This window comes from Sphingopyxis sp. (assembly GCF_965279755.1).
Taxonomy (GTDB): Bacteria; Pseudomonadota; Alphaproteobacteria; order Sphingomonadales; family Sphingomonadaceae; genus Sphingopyxis.
The window spans coordinates 441,832-463,933 of sequence record NZ_OZ257261.1 but is presented as its reverse complement, the minus strand read 5'-3'; the positions used below and the strand labels follow the sequence as shown (position 1 = coordinate 463,933).

General features: G+C 64.8%; 18 protein-coding genes. 12 read left to right on the top strand and 6 right to left on the bottom strand.

The window, feature by feature from the left end:
* Positions 1 to 159 precede the first annotated feature (159 nt).
* The 3 genes from rtcR (at position 160) to ACQY80_RS02220 (ending at position 3,276) form a co-directional block, all read left to right on the top strand.
* The gene (gene rtcR, locus ACQY80_RS02230) at positions 160 to 1,767 is read left to right on the top strand and encodes an RNA repair transcriptional activator RtcR (RefSeq protein ID WP_428683215.1); all 1,608 of its coding nucleotides are present in this window, start codon (positions 160 to 162) and stop codon (positions 1,765 to 1,767) included.
* 32 nt (positions 1,768 to 1,799) lie between these two features.
* Positions 1,800 to 2,288 carry an Lrp/AsnC family transcriptional regulator gene (locus tag ACQY80_RS02225; protein WP_428683213.1) on the top strand — a complete coding sequence of 163 codons (489 nt, stop codon included), beginning with the start codon at positions 1,800 to 1,802 and terminating at the stop codon, positions 2,286 to 2,288.
* A gap of 82 nt (positions 2,289 to 2,370) precedes the next feature.
* Positions 2,371 to 3,276 (top strand): EamA family transporter, encoded by a 906-nt coding sequence (locus ACQY80_RS02220; protein WP_428683211.1) that lies wholly within the window; start codon positions 2,371 to 2,373, stop codon positions 3,274 to 3,276.
* A gap of 12 nt (positions 3,277 to 3,288) precedes the next feature.
* On the opposite strand, the gene ACQY80_RS02215 is transcribed toward ACQY80_RS02220, so the two are convergent.
* From ACQY80_RS02215 to ACQY80_RS02200, 4 genes are read right to left on the bottom strand one after another with little or no spacing between them, the layout of a single operon-like run.
* On the bottom strand, positions 3,289 to 4,056 hold the full coding sequence (locus tag ACQY80_RS02215) for an ABC transporter ATP-binding protein (RefSeq protein ID WP_428683209.1): 768 nt from the start codon (positions 4,054 to 4,056) through the stop codon (positions 3,289 to 3,291).
* Positions 4,057 to 4,066: 10 nt separating this feature from the next.
* Positions 4,067 to 4,912 carry an ABC transporter permease gene (locus ACQY80_RS02210; RefSeq protein WP_428683207.1) on the bottom strand — a complete coding sequence of 282 codons (846 nt, stop codon included), beginning with the start codon at positions 4,910 to 4,912 and terminating at the stop codon, positions 4,067 to 4,069.
* Positions 4,909 to 5,910 carry an aliphatic sulfonate ABC transporter substrate-binding protein gene (locus ACQY80_RS02205; protein ID WP_428683205.1) on the bottom strand — a complete coding sequence of 334 codons (1,002 nt, stop codon included), beginning with the start codon at positions 5,908 to 5,910 and terminating at the stop codon, positions 4,909 to 4,911. The genes ACQY80_RS02210 and ACQY80_RS02205 overlap by 4 nt, the downstream gene beginning before the upstream one ends.
* Positions 5,911 to 5,937: 27 nt before the next feature.
* Positions 5,938 to 6,819 carry a TauD/TfdA dioxygenase family protein gene (locus ACQY80_RS02200; protein WP_428683203.1) on the bottom strand — a complete coding sequence of 294 codons (882 nt, stop codon included), beginning with the start codon at positions 6,817 to 6,819 and terminating at the stop codon, positions 5,938 to 5,940.
* Between the two features lie 567 nt (positions 6,820 to 7,386).
* Here ACQY80_RS02200 and ACQY80_RS02195 point away from each other — a divergent pair.
* The 5 genes from ACQY80_RS02195 (at position 7,387) to ACQY80_RS02175 (ending at position 14,936) form a co-directional block, all read left to right on the top strand.
* Positions 7,387 to 9,699, top strand: coding sequence for a TonB-dependent receptor (locus ACQY80_RS02195; RefSeq protein ID WP_428683201.1), 2,313 nt, complete (start codon positions 7,387 to 7,389; stop codon positions 9,697 to 9,699).
* A gap of 81 nt (positions 9,700 to 9,780) precedes the next feature.
* Complete coding sequence (locus ACQY80_RS02190) at positions 9,781 to 11,001, top strand: spinster family MFS transporter (RefSeq protein WP_428683199.1); 1,221 nt, start codon at positions 9,781 to 9,783, stop codon at positions 10,999 to 11,001.
* On the top strand, positions 10,998 to 12,617 hold the full coding sequence (locus ACQY80_RS02185; RefSeq protein WP_428683197.1) for a carboxylesterase/lipase family protein: 1,620 nt from the start codon (positions 10,998 to 11,000) through the stop codon (positions 12,615 to 12,617). Before ACQY80_RS02190 ends, ACQY80_RS02185 begins: the two co-directional genes overlap by 4 nt.
* A complete protein-coding gene (locus ACQY80_RS02180) occupies positions 12,614 to 14,200 on the top strand; it encodes an AMP-binding protein (protein ID WP_428683195.1) in 1,587 nt (528 codons plus the stop codon). The genes ACQY80_RS02185 and ACQY80_RS02180 overlap by 4 nt, the downstream gene beginning before the upstream one ends.
* Position 14,201: 1 nt before the next feature.
* The gene (locus tag ACQY80_RS02175) at positions 14,202 to 14,936 is read left to right on the top strand and encodes a TetR/AcrR family transcriptional regulator (protein ID WP_428683193.1); all 735 of its coding nucleotides are present in this window, start codon (positions 14,202 to 14,204) and stop codon (positions 14,934 to 14,936) included.
* Between the two features lie 48 nt (positions 14,937 to 14,984).
* Here ACQY80_RS02175 and ACQY80_RS02170 read toward each other — a convergent pair whose 3' ends face one another.
* Together ACQY80_RS02170 and ACQY80_RS02165 are read right to left on the bottom strand one after the other, a co-directional pair.
* Positions 14,985 to 16,127 (bottom strand): MFS transporter, encoded by a 1,143-nt coding sequence (locus tag ACQY80_RS02170; protein WP_428683191.1) that lies wholly within the window; start codon positions 16,125 to 16,127, stop codon positions 14,985 to 14,987.
* Positions 16,124 to 16,783 carry a TetR/AcrR family transcriptional regulator gene (locus ACQY80_RS02165; protein ID WP_428683189.1) on the bottom strand — a complete coding sequence of 220 codons (660 nt, stop codon included), beginning with the start codon at positions 16,781 to 16,783 and terminating at the stop codon, positions 16,124 to 16,126. The genes ACQY80_RS02170 and ACQY80_RS02165 overlap by 4 nt, the downstream gene beginning before the upstream one ends.
* 153 nt (positions 16,784 to 16,936) lie before the next feature.
* Between ACQY80_RS02165 and ACQY80_RS02160 the strand changes: the two genes are divergently transcribed.
* The 4 genes from ACQY80_RS02160 to ACQY80_RS02145 are packed head-to-tail and all read left to right on the top strand — an operon-like array spanning position 16,937 to position 22,095.
* The gene (locus ACQY80_RS02160; protein ID WP_428683187.1) at positions 16,937 to 19,159 is read left to right on the top strand and encodes a TonB-dependent receptor; all 2,223 of its coding nucleotides are present in this window, start codon (positions 16,937 to 16,939) and stop codon (positions 19,157 to 19,159) included.
* A 58-nt stretch (positions 19,160 to 19,217) separates the two neighbouring features.
* The gene (locus ACQY80_RS02155; RefSeq protein WP_428683185.1) at positions 19,218 to 20,498 is read left to right on the top strand and encodes an aminotransferase class III-fold pyridoxal phosphate-dependent enzyme; all 1,281 of its coding nucleotides are present in this window, start codon (positions 19,218 to 19,220) and stop codon (positions 20,496 to 20,498) included.
* Positions 20,499 to 20,500: 2 nt separating this feature from the next.
* Positions 20,501 to 21,448, top strand: a complete 948-nt coding sequence (locus tag ACQY80_RS02150; protein ID WP_428683183.1) for a carbohydrate kinase family protein — start codon at positions 20,501 to 20,503, stop codon at positions 21,446 to 21,448.
* Entirely contained in the window at positions 21,448 to 22,095 is a 648-nt protein-coding gene (locus ACQY80_RS02145) for a class II aldolase/adducin family protein (RefSeq protein WP_428683181.1), read from the top strand. Before ACQY80_RS02150 ends, ACQY80_RS02145 begins: the two co-directional genes overlap by 1 nt.
* Positions 22,096 to 22,102: the final 7 nt, after the last annotated feature.

Below are 22,102 nucleotides of genomic sequence, written 5' to 3'. Positions count from 1 at the left end.
AAGCAGGAGGCGTGCCAACTGGCGATCAGTCGGCTGGATTTCTAGTATATAAATGATTTAAAACGGAAAAAATCTTCGAGAAGTCCGGGTCTCGGCTCTCCTCGGTGAAAAAATTATATCCTGTTGTAGCGTAGATTATAAAATTTTATAAACTTCGCCATGAAGCCTCTCACAGTCATAGGATTCCTCGGCTCGACGCTGGATGCGTCGAAATTCGGCCCGTCGCGCTGGAACAAGTGGCGCCCGACGGTCAGTATCTGCATGCAGGAGGATCTGCGCGTCGACCGCTTCATCCTTCTCCACGGCAGCTATCACCGTCGCCTCGCCGAATATGTCATGGACGATATCCGTGACGTCTCGCCCGAGACCGAAGTCGTGCCGCATGTCCTCGATTTCGACGACGCATGGGACTTCGAGGAAGTCTACGGGAAGCTGCTCGACTTCGCGCGCGACTTTCCGTTCGATCCCGATGCGCAGGATTATCTCGTCCACATCACCACCGGGACGCATGTCGCGCAGATCTGCCTCTTCCTGCTGACCGAGGCGCGCTATCTGCCCGGCCGCCTGCTTCAGACACAGCCGCAGCGCGGCGCGCCGCAGCCGGTGGGGACGTGGAATGCCATCGACCTCGACCTCTCGCGCTACGACAGCATCGCGACGCGCTTTGCCGAGGCGAGTGCCGAGAGCGCCAGCTTCCTGAAAAGCGGGATCGAAACGCGCAACGCCGCCTTCAACCGGATGATCGACGAGATCGAGCAGGTGGCGGTGCGCAGCCGCGCGCCGATCCTGCTGATGGGGCCGACGGGGGCGGGCAAGAGCCAGCTTGCTCGCAAGATCTATGAGCTCAAAAAGCTGCGCCACCAGATCGGCGGCGCCTTTGTCGAGGTGAACTGCGCGACGCTGAAGGGCGACAGCGCGATGTCGGCGCTGTTCGGTCACCACAAGGGGGCGTTCACCGGCGCGATTCAGGATCGTCCCGGCCTGCTCCGTGCCGCCGACAAGGGGCTGCTGTTTCTCGACGAGATCGGCGAACTCGGGCTGGACGAGCAGGCGATGATCCTGCGCGCGATCGAGGATGGGCGCTTCCTGCCGGTCGGTGCCGACAAGGAGGCGGCGAGCGACTTCCAACTCATCGCCGGTACCAACCGCGATCTGATGGGCGAGGTCGCGGCAGGGCGGTTTCGTGAGGATCTCTTCGCTCGCCTCAATCTCTGGACCTTCAGCCTGCCGGGCCTCGCTCAGCGCCGCGAGGACATTGCCCCCAATCTCGATTTCGAGCTTGAGCGTTTTGCCGAGCGCGAAGGAACGCGCGTGACCTTCAACAAGGAAGCGCGCGAACGCTATCTGCGCTTCGCCGAAAGTCCTGACGCCGAATGGCGCGGTAATTTCCGCGATCTCGCCGCCAGCGTGACGCGCATGGCGACCTTGAGCCCCGCCGGCCGTATCGACAGCGATGCGGTTGCGTTTGAAGCGTCGCGGCTCCGTTCTCTCTGGTCGGGCGGGTCGAGGGGCGGCGATATCCTCGATGGTCTGCTCGCGGCCGATATGCTGGCAAGCGTCGATCCCTTCGACCGCATACAACTCGCTTATGTGGTCGATGTCTGTCGCCGCAGCGGCAGCCTGTCGGCCGCCGGGCGGACCTTGTTCGCGGCGTCGCGCGAAGTCAGGAAATCGACCAACGATGCCGACCGGTTGCGCAAATATCTCGCGCGCTTCGATCTCGACTGGGCGGCTATCGCGGGCACTACCGATGCGAAGGGCGCTTGATCCCTTCGGCCGACGCGGCGAATAGTCGCGCCATGTCGCGTCCCGCCACCAGCTCCCGTCGTTCGCTCGATTCCTTCGACAAGGCGATCCTGCGCATCGTGCAGCGCGACGCGGGGCTGCCGCAGCGCCAAATCGCCGAGGCGGTGAACCTTTCGGCGGCGGCGGTGCAGCGGCGGATCGCCGCGATGGAGGAGGCCGGAATCATCCGCGGGCAAGTGGCGCTCGTCGATCCCGCCGCGCTGGCGCTGACGATCACGTCGGTGGTCGAGGTGCGTCTGACCGACGAACATGCCGCGACCGTGGCCGCGGCGAAGGCGCTGTTTCTGGACACGCCCGAAATCCAGCAATGCTATTATGTCACCGGCGGGATCAGCTTCGTGCTGGTGATCGTCACCTCCGACATGCCGGCCTATGAAGTGCTGACCCGCCGGTTGTTCGTCGATAACGACCGGGTCGAAAGCTTCCGTTCGCTGCTCGCGCTCGACCGGGTGAAGGCTGATACGAGTGTAATCGTCCCCTGATCGCCGGTCCGCGAGGAAAAAACGCACGAAGGACGCATTCTTCGAGCGCAAAACCCGGCAGGTCCGGCCTATATCGCCGGACATGATACAGGCTCAGACATTCTCCCGGACCAACGATACGCTGCGCGGTGCGGCCGCCGCATGGGGCTCGCTCATCTCGATGAACTCGGGCGCGGGCCTCTCCAAGCTGCTGTTTCCGGTGATCGGAGCCTATGGGATTACCGCGCTGCGCGTTGCGATCGCCGCCGCCATCCTGTGCGCCGTCGTCCGGCCTTGGCAGCGCCGGGTACCGCGCGAATTGCTGCCTGTGCTTCTCGGCTATGGTGCGGTGCTGGGCGTGATGAACATCAGCTTTTATCAGGCGATCGCGCGCATTCCGATCGGGATTGCGATCGGGATCGAAGTCCTGGGGCCGCTCGCGGTCGCGGTGATGGGGTCGCGGACGCGCCGCGATTTCCTCTTTCTTGGCGTGGCGGCTGCGGGGCTTGTACTGTTGCTGCCGATCCATTCGGATAGTCCCATCGATCCGGTAGGCGTGCTGTTCGCGCTGGGCGCCGCAGTCTGCTGGGCGCTTTATATCCTCTGCGGAAAGCATGTGTCGGCGGCGCTGGGGCAGGATGCGGTCGCGCTGGGCCTCGTGATCGGGGCGGCAATCGCACTGCCGGTCGGCTTTGCGTCGGCGGGAACATTGCTCTTCACGCCGTGGATCCTCGCGGCAGGGCTGGGCATTGCGCTGCTATCGAGTGCAATACCTTACACGCTCGAGATGGCGGCGATGCGGCGGCTGCCCGCGCATGTGTTCAGCTTGCTGCTCAGTGCTTCGCCAGCGATCGGCGCGGTCATCGGATTCGTGCTGCTCGGCGAACGGCTGACTGCGGTGCAGGCGCTGGCGATCCTGCTCATCATGCTTGCAGCGGGCGGCAGTGCGGTGTCGGCCGCAAAGCGCCGTCCGCTTCCGCCCGAAGAAGCCGGTATCCCGACCCCGTAATCGGCGCGCTGCTCACTCGTCCTGCGGCACGCCCAGTTCGGTGAGTAGCGTATCGCGCAGCGCGCCGAACTCGCTGCCGCCGGCACGGCGTGGGTGCGGCAGGCGAACGCGGCGGTCAAAGGCGATGCGTCCCTCCTTCAACACGAGGATGCGGTCGGCGAGCAGGATCGCTTCCTCGACATCGTGCGTCACCAGCAGGGTCGCGGGACCGTGCGCCTGACAAAGGTCGCCGATCAGCCGCTGCATCTTGAGCCGGGTCAGCGCGTCGAGCGCCGCAAAGGGTTCGTCGAGGAGCAGCAATTTCGGCTCGCGCACCAGGGCCCGCGCGAGCGCAGCGCGCTGCGCCTCGCCGCCCGACAGCGTCGCGGGCCATGCATCGGCACGGTGCGCAAGATTGACCTCGGCCAGCGCTGCCTCGGCGCGCGATCGCGACGCCGCCGCGCCGCCCAAGCCGATGACGACATTCTTCCACACCTTCTTCGACTGGACGAGCCGCGGTTCCTGAAAGACGACGGTGCGCGCCGCCGGCACCCAGGCCTCACCCCCGTCGGGCGCGTCAAGGCCGGCGAGGATGCGCAGCAGCGTCGTCTTGCCGCTGCCCGAAGCGCCGAGCAGCGCGACGAACTCGCCTGCGCGGATGGTCAGATCGAGCGCATCGAGTACGATATTGCCGGTGAAGCCGCGCGTGACTCCGGCAACTTCGACCGCGACAGGATGGTGCGAGAAATCGGGTTCCGGGGTCTCCTGCACCGCAGCGAAATTATAGGAAATGACGGACATGGGTGGCCTCCTATCGGACGGCGACGCTGGCGCGCCACGGCATGAAGATTTTCTCGAGACGGCGGACGATCAGGTCGGCAGCAAGGCCGAGAACGGCGTAGATGCCGATGCAGATCAGGATCACGTCGACCTGCTGATACATTTGCGCGCTGTTGAGCAGATAGCCGAGCCCTGCCGAGGTATTGATCTGCTCGGCCGCGATGAGCACCAGCACCGACACACCGAGCGCGAACCGCAGCCCCGTGAATATCTGCGGCAGCGCGAGCGGCAGGACGACCTCGGTGATCAGCCGCCGCCCCGACAGGCCGAAGCTGCGCATCGCCTCGATCACCTTGCGGTCGACATTGCGCACGCCGGCATAAGTGTTGAGATACATCGGAAACATCGTCGCAAGCGCGATCAGCAGCAGTTTGGGCGCCTCGCCGATCCCGAACCAGACGATGAACAACGGTACGAGGGCGAGGAAGGGGATGGTGCGCAGCATCTGGAGCAGCGCGTCGAACAATTCCTCGCCGAGTTTCGACAGCCCCGCGATCGTTCCGAGCACGAGCCCGAAGATGATCCCTACCGCGCCGCCGACGAGCGCGCGGGTGAGCGATGTCGCGACTTGCTGCGCGAGCGCCTGTTCGGTCCAGAGCTGTTGCCACCCCTGAACGAGGCCTGAGGGCGAGGGGAGGATCGACGGATCGATCCACCCGGCGCTGGTCGCGATTGCCCAGGCGGCAACGAGGATCAGAGGCCCGGTGGCACGGCGGAGAAAGGAGAGGCGTTCCTGGTTCTTGGCCGTCTGCCGCACGACCGGCTGTACGAGGCGGCCCGGATCGGCGCGGCGGGGAAGGGCAACGGGCGCGGTCACTTCGCCGCCGCCTTCGTCGCTTCCTGCGCCGCGATGAGACTGTCATAGCGCGTGTCGAAAATCTGCCGCGCGTCGAGCTTCTTGCGGATCAGCCCCTCGCGGAAGAACAGGTCGGCCTCGTCCTGATGCGCCGCGATAATCGCGTCGCTGATCGGGGCATAGGCGGCGGGCGCCCGCTTCAGGATTTTCTCGGCCGTCTTGCCGTCGACGTTATAGCGTTTGGCCAGTGCCGGGGCCGCCTCGGCGGGATGCTCGCGCTGCCAGCGCGTTGCGCGCGCGGCCCGCTGGACCAGATCGCCGATCGCCCTGGCCTTCGCCGGATCGGCGAGCGCTGCGTCGGAGGCGACGAGATAGAAGAAGCCGGGCGTATTCGGCGGCGTCCCGCTCGCGAGAACGCGCACTTTTCCGGCATCGAGCGCCTGCGTCAGATAGGGCTCACCGATCGTGATCGCGTCGGCCGAGCCCTTGTCGAGCAGGCCGGTGCCGAAACCGGTCGCCTGAACCTGTTTGATGTCCTTCAGCGACAGGCGCTGTTCCTCGAGCAGCCGCGCCACGAAATAGTGGAGGACGGTCCCCTTCATGAAGGACACCGACTTGCCCTTGAGGTCGGCAATACTGCGGATCGGGGAGTCGGGTTTTACCACCAGCGCATAGGGCGATCCGCCGCCGTCGATGGTCTTGCTGACCGCGACGACCTTGACCGGACTGCCGGCGGCCTGGGCGAAGATCAGCGGGGTCTCGGCCATCCAGCCGACATCGAGCGAGCCGCCCGTCTGCGCCGCGATGATCGGCGGCCCGCCGACGAAGTTGGCCCACTCGATCTTGTAATCGGAGGGTGTGCCTTCGCCTGCCACGTCGAGCGAGGATTTGAGCGCATGAAGCTGGTCGCCGATCTTGAGCGTGGTGCCGTCGGCACCGCTGCCTGCGCCGCCACAAGCTGCGAGCGAAAGGAGCGCACCGGCAACAAGCGTGCGGAGCGCGACGAGGGGGAGTTTCATGTCTTTTGCCCTGTTCGGTTCGCAGGATCAGGCCTTGGGGCCGACGGGGCGGTCGCCGACGATCGTCACACGCTCCATATGGCGCGCTTCGCTATAGTCAGGGACGGCGTAGTGCTGGGTCGCGCGATTGTCCCAGAAGGCGATAGAGCCGGGCTTCCAGCTCCAGCGTACGTGGAATTCGGGGCGCTTCACCTGATTGAACAGCCTGGCGAGCAGCGCGTCGCTCTCGGCCTCGGGAAGGCCGACGATCCGGCGCGTGAAGACCGAGTTGACATAGAGTACCTTCTCGCCGGTTTCGGGATGGATCCGCACCACCGGATGCTCGACCGGCGGGAAGGTCTTTTGCAGGGCCTCGCGCTTTTCGTCGGTATCGAGGAATTGCAGGAAGGTGCGCGTGTCGTGGATCGCGGTCAGCCCGTCGATCTTTGCCTTGGTCTCGTCATCGAGGGTTTCATAGGCGGCGACGGCATTGGCGAACACGGTGTCGCCACCGAGCGAGGGCGACACGCGCTGGATCAGGATAGACGCAGCCGACGGGTCTGCGCGGAAGGTGGTGTCGGCGTGCCAGTTGCCATCGCTCGTCTGGCGATAGCCGCCGGGCAGGCGCTCCTTCAGCTCTTCCGAAATCAGCGGCAGGATCTGGGGATAGTCCGGGAGCGAAAAGACCGGATGCTCCTCCAGGTCACCGAAAGCGGCGCCGAGGGCGATATGCTGTTCGCGGGTCAGATTCTGGTCGCGGAAAAAGATGACGCGATATTCCAGCAGGGTCGCGCGAAGCGCATCATAGGTGGGCCGGTCGAGCGGCTGCGCAAGGTCGATGCCGCTGATCAACGCACCGAGGCTCGGCTGAAGCGGCGTGATGTCGAAAAGCGCGGTGGCGTTGCTGTGTTCGAGCGTCTGGACGGTCATGGCGGAAATCCTTGTGTCGAATGGGGTGTCGAATGGGCGCGCGCCGATGCGGCGCACGAAAGGGATCGGCGATCGCAGGGAAGCGATGCCGGGGCCGGCAGCCGGGCTGCCAGAGAAGGGATATCGGCGAACGCCCCCGTTGGAAGTGGCTCGCCGTCAGGATTTGGGTCTATCTCGGCGGGGTAATGTGCATCGTCTCACCTCATCATCTGAGGGGAACACGACGCCTGGCGCTGTCGCCTGAGCATCGCGCGCTTTAGCCGTTGTTTACGCGGAGCAAGCTGCTTCCCGGTCAAAAGCCGCGAATCCCGAATGACGCCGGTCGGGATCAGGCCGGTAATTCAACTTGATTGGTTGAGATGGCATCGTCAAGCCTAGTTTGGCTTTCACCGCGCAAAGCGTCGCAATGTTCGTTCGGCTTGCCGCTCTTGGGCCAGCGCCGGTCGCCGAGGCTCGGTACGGTCATCCGAAACTTATTCACACACGTGAGAGTGAATGTTGACTCGTGCAGAAATTGCTGTCACCTGTGCTGCATGCCGACGCACGATCGGCCGATATGGGAGAGGCATGATGAGGGCATTTTTGTTGGCGTCCGTTTGCGCGGGCGCGGTGGTCGCGATGCCGGCGGACGCCGCCGCACAGGAGGCCGCCGATACCACGCAGCGCAGCGAGGAGCCGCACGGCAGCGATATCATCGTCACCGCGACGCGCCGTGAAGAGCGCATCCAGGACGTCCCGCTCAGCATCTCGGCCTTTTCGCAGGAAGAGCTGACCGAGAAGGGCATCGTCGGTTACGAAGGCATCGGGCGCGAGACGCCGGGCGTCGTACTCAACAAGCCGACCGCCAACTTCAACAATTTTACCGCGCGCGGCATCGCGACCAACGGCTATAACGCCAACCTGCAAAGCTCGGTCGCCATCTATATCGACGAACTTCCGGTTTCGACGATCGGCAACACGACCGTCGTCGATCCCAATTTGTTCGACGTCGAGCGCGTCGAGTTCCTGCGCGGGCCGCAGGGGACGCTGTTCGGATCGGGGTCGCTGTCGGGTGCGATGCGCATCCTGCAGAAAAGCCCCGACCTCAATGATTTCGATGCATCGGGGCTCGTCGACTTCGGCCTGACCGGGTCGGATTCGGTACGTCAGCGCTATAATGCGATGATCAACGTGCCGCTCGTCAACGACCGCCTCGCGGTGCGCGCGGTCGGCTTCTACCGGCACGAGGAAGGCTATCTCGACAACGTCGGGACCGGGGTCCACAATTCGAATACGCTGGTCGATTATGGCGGGCGCGTCACGCTGAAGTGGCAGCCGACCGACCGGTTGTCGATCAAACTGCTCGGCTCCTATGAATATAGCAATCCGAAGGACAGCTCGCTGACCAGCCCGTCTCTGGGGCGCAACAAACGCATTTCGGACGAGCCCGACCGCTTCACGGGCAAGCAGATGATCGCCAATGCGACGATCGACTACGAGTTCGACTTCGCGAAGCTGACGAGTTCGTCGACCTATTCGGATTTCGACCAGCGCTTTTATGTCGATCTGGCCGGCACCTTTCCGCCGGGTTCGTTCCCGGGCGCGCCGATCGCCTTCGGGCTGGACGCCGATGGCTATGACAAGGTGTTCGTGCAGGAAACGCGGCTGGCCTCGACGCTCGATGGCCCCTTCCACTTCGTGCTGGGCGGCTTCTATCTGGACCGTCGCCGCGACGTCGATTATTTCTATCGTTCGAACCCCGCCTTCCTCGCGGCTCGAAACTATACGGGGTTGCCCGACAAATATTATCAGAAGCAATATACCCACTCGATTAGCGAGGAACTCGCGGGCTTCGGCGAACTGACCTATCGCTTCTCGGACAAATTCTGGCTTACGGGCGGCATGCGCTATGGCGAGACGTCGGCGCAGGGCTTTACCGAGGCGGGGGGTTATCTCGCGACGGCGCCGGGGTTCTTCAACCTGAACTATCTGCAGGTGGCACTGGGCGGATTTTCGAATGTCGCGTTCACCACGCTGACGCCCTACGCTGCGGTCGAAGGCTTGAAAGCGAAGGGGTCGAAGCCGTCGTGGAAGGCCAGCGCGACGTTCAAGCCGAGCGAGAGCATCACGACCTATGCGACCTTCTCGACCGGTTTTCGCGCACCGATCGTGAACGCATTTGCGGGACGACCGAGCGTTGTCGATGCCAACGACATCGTCATTCCGTTCGGCGCGACGTCCGATAGTCTCAAAAGCTATGAGGTCGGCGCAAAGGGGCGCTGGCTCGGCGGCCGCGTGTCGATCAACACCGCTTTCTACCTGATCGACTGGAGCAACATCCAGGCGCAGGCGAACCGCGTATCGGACTCGGTGCAGTTCGCGACCAACATTGGCGCGGCGCGCAGCCAGGGCTTCGAGTTCGAGATCGGCGTGATCCCCGCGACGGGATGGGCGATCGGCGTCAACGGCGCCTATAACGACTCCAAAATCACCAAGCTCACCGCGACCGAGGCCGCGATCTCGGGCGCGGTGCTCGGCCATCGCCTGTCGGCGCCGCGCATCCAGGGATCGGCCTATATGTCGTACAGCTTCAAGCTTGCGAGCGACATCGACGCGATGCTCGCGGTCAATGCCCAGCATATCGGCGCATATAACAGCAGCTTCCCGAACACACCGGGACGCCCGACCGTGCCGCTGTCGACCTTCGGCAAGACCGACGCCTATAGCAACGTCAACCTCAGCCTCGGTCTCAAGAAGGGCGAGTTGTCGGCGCAATTCTATGTCGAGAATCTCTTCGACGACCATTCGATCACCTACATCCATCCCGAAGCCTTTCTGAACAGCCGTTTCGGCACGATGCGGCCGCGGACCTTCGGCATCCGCCTCGGTTACGGGCTCTGATCGGTGGCGGGCACGGATGCCACCTTTTCCCCGGCCGGAGCGTCCACCCGGCCGGGGAATAATCCCCCGTTCGTCCTTGGGATGCTCTGTTTCGTCTATGTGCTGAACTTCCTCGACCGGCAGCTGCTGTCGATCCTGGCCAAGCCCATCCAGGATGCGCTGCAGATCAGCGATGGCCAGCTCGGGCTGATTAGCGGGCTGTATTTCGCGATGTTCTATTGCTTCATCGCGATTCCCGTCGGCTGGTTAGCCGACCGGACGAGCCGCGTCGGGGTGCTGTCGCTTGCCTGCGCGATCTGGAGCGGCGCGACCGTCGCCTGCGGAATGGCAGCGAACTATACGCAGCTGGTCATCGCGCGCATGGTCGTCGGTTTCGGCGAGGCGGGCGGCGTGCCGCCCTCCTATGCGATCATCACCGATACCTATCCGCCGGGCAAACGCGCCGCGGCGCTCGGCATCTTCAATCTCGGCCCGGCGATCGGCGCGGCAGCGGGCGTCGCCTTCGGTGCCGCGATCGCCGAGCGTTTCGGCTGGCGCATTCCCTTTATCGCCGTGGGTGCGATCGGCATCGTCACCGCATTGGTCGTGTGGCTGATGGTGCGCGAACCAAAGCGCGGCGCAACCGATGCCGATGGTCCGGCAGACACGGTCGAGAAGGCCGCTTTCTGGCCCACGGTCCGGATGTTCGTGTCGAACCGCGTCCTGATGCTCGCGGCGCTGGGCGGCGGTGCGACGCAGTTCGTAACCTATGGCCTCGGCAATTTCGCGGTGCTGTTCCTGATGCGGGAAAAGGGGATGGTGCTCGGCGAAGTGGCGATCTGGTACGCGCTGGTTCTGCTGATCGGTATGGGTGGCGGAATGATCGTCTCGGGCCGCGTTATCGACCGGATGACCCGCAAATCGCGCACCGGCTATGCCATCGCGCCGGCGCTCTCGCTCGCGGTCGCGATGCCCTTTTACCTCGCCTTCGTGTCGGCGCCGGGCTGGCCGCTGGCGCTCGCGTTGCTCTCGGTCGTGATGGTGTTCAACTATTTCTACCTCTCGGCCTCGGTCGCGCTGGTGCAGGAAGAGGTGAAACCCAACCAGCGGGTCCTTGCGGGTGCCCTGCTGCTGCTCGTCATGAATTTCATCGGGCTGGGACTGGGGCCGACGTGGGTCGGTTTTGCCAGCGACTGGTTCCAGGCAGGCGGCGATGCGCATGGGCTGCAATCGGCGCTCTATACGCTCACGCCATTCTATATCGTCGCGATCGGGCTGTTTCTTGGCCTCGCGCGCGTAATCCGTAACGAGGAGGCCGCATGATGCGCTCGATTTTCGCTCTCGCGGCGTCGCTCGCCTGCGTCGGTACGGCCGCAGCGCAGGTGGTCGATGCGCCGGCGGGCTCGGTCGAGGGGAAGAGCGTGCGGGGAGTCGCGATATTCAAGGGAATCCCCTATGCGCAGCCGCCGGTTGGCGAGTTGCGCTGGAAGCCGCCGGTAGCCCTCCCGAAGCAGGAGGGCGTCCGCAAGGCGCAGAGCTTCGGCCCCGCCTGCATCCAGCCACGCCTGGCCGGCATCAGCATCTATACCAATCCGCCCGCGAAAATGTCCGAGGACTGCCTGACACTCAACATCTGGGCGCCCGAAAAGGCGAAGGACGCGCCCGTGATCGTGTGGATCCACGGCGGCGCCTTGCTGAACGGTTATAGCCATGAGGCGATGTACGATGGCACGAAGCTCGCGGCGCGCGGCGCCATCGTCGTGTCGATCAACTACCGGCTGGGCGTGCTCGGCTATATGGCGCATCCGGGGCTGAGTGCGGAATCGCCCGACGGCGTCTCGGGCAATTATGGCCTGCTCGACCAGATCGCGGCGCTCGAATGGGTGAAGGCGAACATCGGCGCGTTCGGCGGCGATGCCGGCAATGTCACGATCGCGGGCGAGTCCGCGGGCGCGCTCAGCGTGATGTATCTGATGGCGTCGCCGAAGGCGCGCGGGCTGTTCCACAAGGCGATCGCGCAGAGCGCCTATATGATCTCGACCCCCTCGCTGAAGGACGCCCGCCACGGAGAGCCGGCCGCCGAAGCAACGGGTTTGAAAGTCGCGGCCACGCTGGGCGCGAAGGATGTCGCGGCGTTGCGCGCGATCGACGCGACGACACTGTCCGATGGCGCGCTTAAAGCAGGGTATGGGCCATGGGGCACGGTCGACGGCAAGATATTGCCGCGCCAGCTGGTCGATACCTTCGATCGCGGCGAGCAGGCGCCGGTGCCGATGATCGCAGGCTTCAATATCGGCGAAATCCGCTCGCTGCGTATCCTGGCGCCGCCGGTTCCGGCGAATGCCAGCGTCTATGAGGCGACGATCCGCGAACGCTATGGCGATCTCGCCGAGGCATGGCTGAAGCTGTATCCGGCGCGCGATCTGGGGGAGGCGATCCTCGCGACCCCGCGCGACGCGCTCTACGGCTGGACCGCCGAACGCCTCGCGCTCAAGCAGCGTGCGATCGGGCAGCCTGCCTATTTCTATCGGTTCGACCATGGCTACCCCGCAGCCGACGAAAACGGGCTGCACGGCTTTCATGCGGCAGAGATTCCCTATGTGTTCGGCACAGCGAGCGAGACGCCGCCCTATTGGCCGAAAATTCCTGACAGCCTGCCCGAGCGGCGTCTGGCGGCGGCGATGGGCGACTATTGGGTGTCTTTCGCCAAAACCGGTCAGCCGGTCGCTGATGGGCAGGCGGCATGGCGACCCTATGGCAAGGATGCGGCCTTTATGGCGTTCGCCGACGTGCCGCGCGTGGGGGCGCGATTGATGCCCGGCATGTTCGCGCTGCACGAGGCGGCGATGTGCCGCCGCCGCGCCGCAGGCAACCAGCCGTGGAACTGGAACACCGGAATCGTCTCGCCGGTCCTGACGAAGGGCGCCGATTGTCCATGATTCACGGTTCGATGCAGGATTATCCGCTGACACTCGACAAGTTTCTGACCCACGCGGCGCGCTGGCATGGTGAAGCGGAAGTGGTGACGGCGCAAGAGGACGGCAGCATCGGGCGGATCGGCTATGCGGCGCTTCGCGAACGGAGCCTTGCCGTGTCGTCGCTGTTGCAGAGCTTCGGCGTCGCCGAGGGCGACCGGGTGGCGACACTTGCGTGGAACAGCCAGTCGCATGTCGAGGCCTGGTATGCGGTGATGGGGATCGGGGCGGTCTGTCACACGCTCAACCCGCGCCTCACCGCGCCGCAGCTTTCCGCGATGGCGGTGCAATCAGGGGCGAAGCTGTTGATCGTCAGCGCCGATCTGCTCCCGCTCGCGCGCTCGATTGTCGAGCGGGCGCCAGCGATCGAGCGCGTGCTGCTGATCGACGGTGCGGCCGACGACTGGCCCGCAAGCGCGCCGCCGCTCGACCGGCTCGAGGATTTGCTGGCTGTCGCGCGCGGTGCTGCGACCTGGGGCGACTTCGACGAGTGCGCGCCTGCGGGTCTTTGCTTCACCTCGGGCACCACCGGCGCGCCGAAGGGCGTGACTTATACGCACCGCGCCAGCTTCCTTCACACGCTGCGCTCGTTGCAGGCCGACGTGATGGCCTTCACCAGCCGCGATGCCGTGCTCGCGGTCGTACCGATGTTTCATGCGAATGCGTGGGGGCTTCCCTTCGCGCTGCCCGCCGTCGGCGGCAAACTGATATTGCCCGGCCGGCAAACCGATGGCGCCAGCCTTGCGCGGCTGATTGCCGCGGAGGGCGCGACGATCGGCGTCGGCGTGCCCACCGTCTGGCTTGGCGTCGTCGAGCATCTCGAGGCGACCGGCGGCGCGCTGCCGTCGCTGAAGCGCATCATCGTAGGCGGCGCGCCGATGGCGCCGGCTTTGATGGAGCGGATCGAGAAAAGGCTGGGTGCCACGGTCCAGACGAGCTGGGGGATGACCGAGCTGTCGCCGCTTGGCGTCATCGCGCCGCCCGATGACCCGCATCGTTCGCCGACGGTGTCCGGGCGGCCCGCCATCGGGGTCGATCTGTTGCTCACCGATGCAGCCGGAACCGCGCTTCCCGAACAGCGCGGGATCGAAGGGCATCTGCATGTACGCGGCAGCGCGGTGGTTGATCGCTATTTCGGGCAGGACGAGTCCGCGACCGATGTCGATGGGTGGTTCCCGACCGGCGACCTCGCGCGGATCGATGCGCGGGGCAATCTTGCGATCACCGGCCGCGCGAAGGATCTGATCAAATCGGGCGGCGAATGGATCAACCCCGCCGAGATCGAGTCAGTGGTCGGGGCGCTGCCGCAGGTGTCGCTGGCGGCCGTGATCGGGCGGCAGGACGTCAAATGGGGTGAGCGCCCCGTGCTGCTGGTCGAAATGGCCGATGGCGAGGCGCTTGACGATGCGGCGCTGCTCGCGCCGCTTGCGGGGCGCGTTGCGCCTTGGTGGATCCCCGATGCCGTCGTGCGGCTGCCGGCCATGCCGCTGGCGCCCACCGGAAAAATCGATAAGATTCGCTTGCGCAACGATTATGGCGGGGCTTGAGGTGGGCGGAGATACCGCGGTTGCCCGCGAACAGGGATCGGACACCGGACGAGTGGCAGAGCAGGCGAAAACGCGTCGACGGTCGACCAAGGCCGAACAGCGCGCCGAAATGATGGAACAGATACTCGACGAAGCCGAGTATCTCTTTTCCAAGCACGGGCTGCACGGCGTCACGCTGAAGGATGTCGCAAAGCGTGTCGGCGTCCATCACACGCTGCTCAACTATTATTTCGAGGACAAGAAGAAGCTGTTCGACGCGGTGTTCGCGCGGCGTGCTGTGGTCACGAGCACGAAGCGAATGGAGGCGCTCGACACCTATGAGCGCGATTGCGGGGACAAGCCGACGATCGAAGGCGCACTGCATGCTTTCCTCGACACCGACCTCGACCTTTACATCCACGGCGGCGAGGGCTGGAAGAATTACGGTGCGCTCGGCGCCCAGGTCGCGAACACGCCCGAATGGGGCGCAGAGCTGATGGACAGCCATTTCGATCCGGTTGTCCTCCGCCTGATCGAGCTACTCAAAAAGGCGATGCCCGATTGCGCAGAGGAGGATATCTTCTGGGGCTATCATTTCGTCACCGGCGCGTTGATGGTCACGCTGGCCCGAACCGGGCGCATCGACAAATTGTCGAACGGCGTTTGCCGGTCCGAAGATTTCGAGTCGGTCAAGGCGCGGATGGCCGCTTTCATGGCCGCCGGTTTCAGGGAAATTTGCGACCGAAAGCTTCCCTGAGGTTCCCGGATTGCCCTTGGGCGCGTTCGTCCGTGTGCGGCTAGAGGATCATGCTGCGGGCTTGAGTTTTCCTGCACTCGCCGCCGTGATGGCGAGCAGGATGAAGGCACAGCCGGCAAAGGCCAGCGCCGCATTGATCGACCAGGCGCCCACCGCGATGCCAGCGAGCGAAGGGAGCAGCGCCGCGCCGCCTAGCTGAAAGGCGGTCAGGTAAAGGACTGCCCGCCGGCCCGGATCGATCTCGATCAGCCAGCCTGCAAAAAAGGGCAGCGTGAAAAGCCACACGAAGCCGAAGGCGAGGCTCACGGCGATAATCGCGCCCGCGCTGCCGCTTGCCAGATAAAAGGCGCCGACCAGTCCGGCGCCGATGATGGCGCAACCGATGATAGTCTGGCGGCTGGGCAGGGGTTCGCCGAAACGCGCGGCGGCGAGCGCGCCGACGACCTGCGCGACAAGGCAGAGCGAGACTGCCGTCCCCTCGAAGGCCGGCGGATAGCCATAATGTATCAGCCATAGTCCGAAATAGCCCCAAACCGATACGATCGCGCCGAGGAACAGGCCGGCGCAGCTGAGCGCGGCGAGGCTGGCGGGCGTCAGAGCGCCGCGCTCGCTATCGGGTTCCGTCGGCCGAAGCTCGGCCGGAAGCGCAAGCGCTGCGAGCGCGGCGATCACCCCCGCAACCGCGAGGGCGGCGAGCGCTGCGTCGACGCGCGATCCGGCAACCGTTATCGCCGGTAGAGCGGCCGCCACGATGGCCTGCATCAATGTTTGGACCGCAAGGAAGATCGCGCTGGCGCGTTCGACCCGGACCACACGCGAAATCGCGACGAGCGCGATCGCGACGAGCACACCTTCGCTGAACCCGGCCATGGCCCGCGTCACGGCCAGCGTAGCCATGCCAGCCTGCCCCATCAGGAAGAGGTTGATCGCGGCCAGGGCCAGTCCGGCCCCGACCGCGACGAACCGTGCGCCCACGCGCCGGAGCAGGCCGATGCCTGCGAGCGAACCGGGCACGATGGCCAGCATCTCGATCGTCACCAGATTGCCGACCTGCGCGTCGGCAAGTCGGCTTTCCTGCACAAGCGCACCAAGCAGGACGGGATGCACGCCCAGGACGAGCAGCGCGCACGAGCCGATCAGGATCGAAAGCGCGAGGGTGCGGCCACTGACCGGCGACACGGCGGCGGTCATGCAGGCTGATCCTTTGCGCGCAGCGGCAGATATTCGGGCAGGAAGGTCCGCGAATAGGCGATGCGCGCGCGGCGCGCCTGCTCCTCCATTTCGTCAGTGATAAGGCCGTGACGGTGGATCGACAGCGACCAGATCGCGTCGTTGATGACGATGACCTCGACCAGCCGGTCGTGCAGGTCGGGGATGTCGGGCATCACGAACATCTGGGTCATCAATTGGATGCTACGGCCCGCGGTCACGAAATTGCTGTCGAGATCCTGCAGGCGGATGTCCGAAGACCAGGCAGGGCCTTCGAGCAGGACCTGCCGCGCGGCGGGATGATCGTTGAACCATTTCTGGCCGGCGCGATATTGCAGCGTCTGCAGGTCCTGCCAGCTTTCGATATTCGCCGGCACGTCGGTCAGGACGCCTTCCTCAAATCGCTTGAGATACCGTTCCGCGAGCGCGCTGAACACCAGATGGGGCTCGGGGAAGAAGTGATATATCGATGGCGGGGAAATGCCGACTTCGGTTGCGATCGCCGGAATGCTGATCGCGGCGGGCGGCAGGCTGTCGAGCAGGCGTTCGGCGCCGTCGAGTATCGCTTCGAAGCGGGCCTTGCTCCGTTTCTGGGCGGGACGCCGAATCTCCGCCCGGGCCACCTCGTTCCTGATCATGCGCGCTCCTGTCATCGGCGCATCATCGAGAAAATCATGCACAAATCAACATAATTTCTGAAATTAAGGGCCGAATTTTAAAATTTCTTGACAGATCGGCGGATTCTCGATCACAAAACCGGAAAATATTCTGATATTGAGAAGGGGACGTCGATGAAACGCGGATTTGCAATGCTTTCGGTCTCGCTGCTGGCGCTCGCGCCGGCCACCGCCTTCGCGCAGAGCGCTGACGGCGCGACCGCCGCCGACGACGGGATCGGCGAAATCGTCGTTACCGCGCAGCGACGCGAACAGAATATCCAGGACGTCCCGATCAGCATCACCGCGATCAGCGGCGAGGCGCTGACCGAAGTCGGCATCCGCGATCCGCGCGATCTTTCGATCCTCGTTCCCGGCCTGTCGTCGCAGGCGGGCACGTCGGCGACCACCACCTCGCTGTTCCTGCGCGGCGTCGGCATTGGCGACTTCAACTCGAATACCACCGGCGCTGTCGGTGTGTACGTCGACGATGTCTTCCTCGGCGCCAATGCCGGCAAGCTCTTCAACGTCTTCGACAGCGAAGGCATCGAAGTGCTGAAGGGGCCGCAGGGTACGCTTTACGGCCGCAACACCACCGCTGGGGCGATCCGCTTTTCCTCGCGCAAGCCGACCGACGAGTTCAGCGCCAACGCCGCGCTGTCTTATGGCCGCTATAATGAAGTGCAGGTCGAGGGCGGGGTCGGCGGGCCGATCGCGGGCGATGTGCTGAAGGCGCGCGTTGCGGGCACCTATCTGCGCCGCGACGGCTGGCTGCTCAACCGCGTGACCGGCAACAAGCTCAACGACCTCGATATGTGGGCGGGCCGTGCGATCGTCGATTTCATGCCCAGTTCCGACATCCTGATCCGGGCGATCGTCCATGGCGGCCAGAACCGTGGCGGCGCGCGCCAGTTCCAGCATCGCGGGTCGGGCGTCGATTTTGCGGGCAACCCGAATTTCCTAGATGGCGTCCCGCTCGACGGCCTCGGCTACGCCGACACCGATGGCGACCTCAACGCAGGTGACTACGACATCGAGGGGCAGGAGCGCGTCAATGTGTTCGGCGGCTCGCTGACCGCGAGCATCGACATGGGCGGAGTCACGCTCACCTCGATCAGCGCCTATGAACAGGTCCGCCGCAGCACGGTCGAGGACACCGACGCCAGCCCGAACAATGTGCTGACCGCGACTTATATCGACCGGCCGCAGCAATATAGCCAGGAGGTGCGGCTCCAGTCGAAGGGCGACAATGCGGTCAACTGGATCGTCGGCGGCTATTATTTCCACGACAAGCTGGTCACCAAGAGCGCGTTCGACATTCTGCGCGTGTTTCGCGACCCCGATGACCTGCTCGGCACGCTCGATCCGGTCAACTCGATCGGCAATTTCGCCTATCCTTATACGCAGAAGACCGAAAGCTGGGCCGCCTTCGCGCAGGCTGACGTCAAGCTTACCGACCGGCTGACGCTGACCGGCGGTCTGCGCTATTCGGTCGACAGCATCGACTTCGATTTCCACAGCTTCTTCGATGACGTGATCGTCGTGCCGGTGCTCGACTATACCGGTTCGAAGACGTTCAAGGATCTATCGTGGCGCGCCGCGCTGTCGTTCCAGGCGACCGACAATTTGCTCTTCTACGCTTCGTCGTCGAAAGGCTATAACAGCGGCGGTTTCGCCGGTGGCTCGTCGAGCGACCCGGCGCAGCTCCAGCCCTTCCGCTCGGAAAAGCTCTACGCCTATGAAGCGGGGTTCAAGAGCGACCTCCTCGATCGCAAGCTGCGCTTCAACGCTGCGGCCTTCTATTACGATTACCGCGACCTGCAGGTCTTCGTCTTCGACACCTCGGGCGTGCTGCCGGTGCAGCGCAAGCTCAACGCGGGTAACGCCGAACTCTATGGCGTCGAGGTCGAGTTGCAGGCACGCCCGTCGCGCTATTTCGACGCCTTCGTCAACGCCAGCTTTCTCCACGCGCGCTACAAGGATTTCACCGCGCTCGCCGCCGACGATTATTCGGGCAACAAGCTGGTCAACGCACCCGACGTCGCGATCTCGGCCGGCTTCTCGCTGACCCAGCCGCTGCCCGGCGACAGCTCGCTGCGGCTGCGCGTCGACGGCAGCCTGCAGTCGGAGGTGTTCCTGACCCCCGACAATGTGCAGGCCAATCGCGTGAAGCCCTATGGCATCGCAAACGCGCGCCTGTCGTGGCTGTCGCCCGACGAGAATTTCGAGGTTGCGCTCTGGGCCAAGAATCTCACCGGCACGCGCTTTGTGACCTATGTGTCGCCGGTCGTGACGATGGACCAGCTCAACTACAACGACCCCGCGACCTACGGCATTCAGGCCATCGTCAAATTCTAGGAACCCGTTCCGGTGCAGGCGCATAGGCGCCGCGCCGGACCCAGCAAGCGAGATCGACATGAACAGAGTGCAGGATGCGGCGCTGCGCGCGCGCGCGCTGAAGGTCATTCCGAACGGCATGTACGGCCATGAATCGGTGCGGATGCTGCCGGACAGCTTTCCGCAATTCTTCAGCAAGGCCGAGGGCGCCTATATCTGGGACGCCGACGGCAATCGCTATCTCGACTATATGTGCGCCTATGGTCCCAGCCTGCTCGGCTATCGCGACGAACGCGTCGAGGCAGCGGCGCGCGCGCAGGCGGCGCTCGGCGACACGCTGACCGGGCCGTCGCCGCTGATGGTCGAGCTGGCCGAGACGCTGGTTTCGATGGTCGAGCATGCCGACTGGGCGATGTTCTGCAAGAACGGCACCGACGCGACGACGATGGCGATGAGCAGCGCGCGCGCGCAGACCGGCAAGCGCGTCGTTCTCGTCGCGCAGGGCGCCTATCACGGCGCCGCGCCCTGGTGCACGCCGATCCCCGCAGGCACGGTGGCCGAGGATCGCGCGCATGTGCGGACCTATGTCTATAACGACGTCGCCAGCCTCGAGGCAGCCGTCACGGCCGCCGGCGACGATCTCGCCGCGATCTTCGCGTCGCCCTTCCGCCACGATGCCTTCATCGATCAGGAAGCGCCCGATCCCGCTTATGCGCGCCGCGCCCGCGATCTGTGCGACGAAACCGGCGCGATGCTGATCGTCGACGAGGTTCGCGCAGGTTTCCGCCTCGCACGGGGCAGCAGCTGGAGCGAACTCGGCGTCCAGGCCGATCTTTCCGCATGGGGCAAATGCTTCGCCAACGGCCATCCGATCTCGGCGCTGCTTGGTTCGGACAGCTGCCGCGAAGGAGCCGGTTCCATCTATGCCACCGGCTCCTTCTGGCTGTCGGCGGTACCGATGGCGGCGGCGATCGAGACGCTGCGGATCATCCGCGAGACCGATTATATCGAGCACACCGTCGCGCTCGGCGAACGGCTGCGTGCCGGGCTCGACGCGGCCGCAGCAAAGCATGGCTTCACCCTGCGCCAGACCGGCCCCGTCCAGATGCCGCAGATCATGTTCGCCGACGATCCGGATTTCCGCGTCGGGTACGGCTGGGCGGAGGAGATGCTGGCGCGCGGCATCTATATGCATCCCTGGCACAATATGTTCCTGTGCGCGGCGATGACCGAAGCCGACATCGACACCACGCTCGCGGTCGCCGACGAGGCCTTTGCGGGGGTTGCCGCGCGCCGCGCGGCGCTCGAACCGCATTCGATCCTTGTCATGCTCGCGGCGGCACAGGCGGAGCACGCCTGATCGTGGTCCAGCCGCTCGACTTGCTCGCGATCGGCCTGACGACGATCGACATCACGGTTCACCCGGTGGCATCGCTGCCTGAAGGCGAAACGGGACAGATCGTCGAAAAGATCATTCTGTCGCCGGCGGGAACCGCAGGCGGCACCGCGCTCGTCGCACAGAAACTTGGCCTGCAAACGGCGATCGCCTCGGCGGTCGGCGACGACCCGCAGGGGCAGCTGATCCGGTCGCTGTTCGATGCCGCCGGCGTCGACACCAGCCTGCTCGCGGTCGATCGCGCGTGGCCGACCTCGACCACGGTGCTGCCGATCCGGCCCAATGGCGATCGTCCCAACTGGCACATGATGGGCGCGAGCATCTTCGCGCCGGTCACCGACGCGGTCTTTGCCGCGCTAGCCCGCACCGCTGCCGTCCACTGGGGCGGTGTGGGCTTTCCGGGCGCGGCAGCGAAGGGCGCCGAGCTGTTGCAGGATGCGTGCGGGAGGGGCATTTTCACATCGTGCGACCTGATCGCGCCGTCAGACGCGGCGCAGGCCGACCTTGACGTCTTGTTGCCGCACGTCGACCTGTTCATGCCCAGCCTCGCGGAAGTGCGCGCGCTGGCCGCCACCGATGATCCGGTCGAGGGCGCACACCGTTTCATGGCGCGCGGGGCCGGTGGCTGTCTGATCAAGATGGGCGGCGACGGCGCACTGCTTATTCTGTCCGACCGTCAGATCCACGTGCCCGCTCACCGGATCGACCCGGTCGATACCACCAGTTGCGGCGACAGCCTGTGCGCCGGCTATATCGCCGGCCGAACGCGCGGCCTCGATCCTGCCGAAGCGCTGCGGTTCGGCGTCGCGACGGCGGCGCAGGTGGCGCTTGACGTGGGTACGCTCGGCAAGCTGGAAAGCTATGACAGGACGCTGGCCTTCATGCGGGAAACGCCGGTACGGGAAGGGGCCTGATGACCGAAGACGAAGCACGGCAGCAATTGGTGGACGGGATGCGGGCACTCGATGCTCGCGGCCTCAATCGCGGGACGTCGGGCAATCTGTCGGTGCGTTTCGCCTCCGGCATGTTTGTGACGCCGTCAGGCGTCACCCCCGATCGCCTGACCTCTGACCTTATGGTCTTCGTCGATAGTGACGGAAGCGTGGCGCCGGGCGCGGCGCGGCCCTCGAGCGAATGGCAGATGCATATGGGCATCTACCAGCGCCGTGCCGACGTGAACGCGGTCGTCCATTGCCATGCGCGGCATTCGACGATCCTGGCATGTGCGCACCGCGAGATTCCGCCGCTTCACTATATGGTCGCGGTGAGCGGCGGGGCGAGTGTGCCCGTCGCCCCCTATGCGACCTTTGGCAGTGAAGAGCTGGCCGAGGGCGTGGTGCGGACGCTCGATGGCCGTCTGGCGTGCCTGATGGCCAACCACGGCCTGATCGCACTTGGCCCCAACATGCCGATGGCGATGGCGATCGCCGAGGAGATCGAGGAACAGGCCGCGGTCTATTGCGGCACGCTGGCGATTGGTGGTCCCAAGCTGCTCGGCGACGATGAAATGGCGCGCATTCTCAAGGCATTCGGCCGCTATGGCCAACGTTTAAACGACTGAAGGTTAG